The organism is Acinetobacter sp. YH12023, from assembly GCF_013420135.1.
Taxonomy (GTDB): domain Bacteria; phylum Pseudomonadota; class Gammaproteobacteria; order Pseudomonadales; family Moraxellaceae; genus Acinetobacter; species Acinetobacter amyesii.
Window position 1 is genome coordinate 1 of sequence record NZ_VOYU01000034.1, and the last position, 1,613, is coordinate 1,613.

The window sequence follows — 1,613 nt, forward strand, 5'->3', positions numbered from 1 at the left end:
AAGGCTTGTTTAAAGGCATCAGCTTTTTCTTTACTGCCTTTTTCGATTTGTCCAAGGAAGTTTTTTAGGTTATCTAAGACTTCAAGCGGGTCAGTTTGCTGGTTTTTCGCCACTTCACTTAAGGCTTTACTGCTGTGTAAGTTGGCTTCGATTTGTTCTTTCGCCGCTTGTGCGTCGAGGTGCATTGCTGCTGCTTGTTGTTGTGGGTGTGTGCTGACAAGGAGTCCCTGTCCTGCACGTACTGCGCCCCACTGGTCGGTTCTCAGTTCAAAGCCTTCGCCTCTTCCCTCACTTTCTGCGGTTTCTTTGGGATGACTGAGGTTACCGAGGTTGAGCTGAGTGGCACCATAGGTGCTTTGTAATTGTGTCGAGATTTGTCCAGTCGTGTCATCAAAGCGCAGTTGTCCAAAACCTTCACCTTGGACTTCCTTACTTTTTATTCCAGCCAATTTTTTGGTGTCAGGTAGTTTGCCTTTACTATCAAATTGGGTTGGACTGCGCTGTGCTTCATGTATGCGCCCCACCACAAATGGTCGGTCGATATTGCCGTCAAAGAAATCAATGACCACGATTTCATTAATACGTGGTAAGAAACGTGCACCATAGCCTTCACCGGCCCATGGGGTAAGCACATCGACCCATGCAGAATCCGTATCATTGTCATTACTGCCTGCACCGCCATCATGGCTGTGGTCATCTCCACGGGTAAATAAAAAGCGGACTTTGATACGCCCCCATTCATCGACATGTATTTCTTCACCACTTGGCCCGACAACTTTAGCCCGTTGCGGATGGGTGCTTGGACGGTGTTCGAGTGGGTTATATTCAGGAACCGTCGCAATATTGCGGCGTTGTAATGTGAGCTGATTGGCCTGACGCTCGGCCTGTTCATGGATGGGTTTAATGTTCCACTGACTTTGTTCAATCAGTTGATTGACCTGTTCAGAGAGATCTTTAGGTAAGTTATTTTGGTTATAGAATTTTTTTTCTGTGATTAAAAATTGTTTGTCTGCACCACTGTGTTGATCGATTTCTGGGTGTTCATTCAGTTCAAACCAATAACCCACTTGGGTATCACGCACAGTCGATTGTGCACTGAATTTTTTCGATTGTAGCTCGTGATAGCGCGTTAGGTTTTGATTCAATTTTTCAATTTGGCTGTTGGATGAAGCCGTAGCTTGATCTTCACCTTTTAAGTCTTGCATCCATGCAGGGCTGATATGCCATGCTTGCTCCAAACTTAAGCTGGCATTGTCTTGGCTTTGGCTATGCTGATGTTTGCTTTGAACTGAACCTGCGCCTTCTTCTTGGCTGAGTCCATCGGCTTGCCAGCGCTGCACATGGACCGCAGTCGGTTGAATGCTACGTTCACCGATCAAGCTGGTGATGCTGTCTTGTTTTTCAGTGGCGCTAGAGCGATGAAAGCGGATACTACGACGGCTGAGTGCTTGATATTGGCTATTATCATCAATCAGGCGGAGTTTTTGTTTTTCAATTTGGGCTGAGGAATGCGGCAATTTCAACTGTGCTTCATCGATGAGCCAGTTAATGCCTTCACTGCGCCAAAGTCGGGTCAGAAAGTCATAATCGCTTTCATTCGACTGCATGATGAA

The 1,613-nt window shown here is 46.4% G+C and carries 1 protein-coding gene; it reads right to left on the reverse strand.

Annotated features, from left to right (window positions below; genetic code table 11):
- Window positions 1-1,613, reverse strand: a 1,613-nt coding sequence (locus FTT92_RS16570) for a type VI secretion system Vgr family protein (protein ID WP_180172635.1), incomplete at both ends; no start/stop codon positions are given.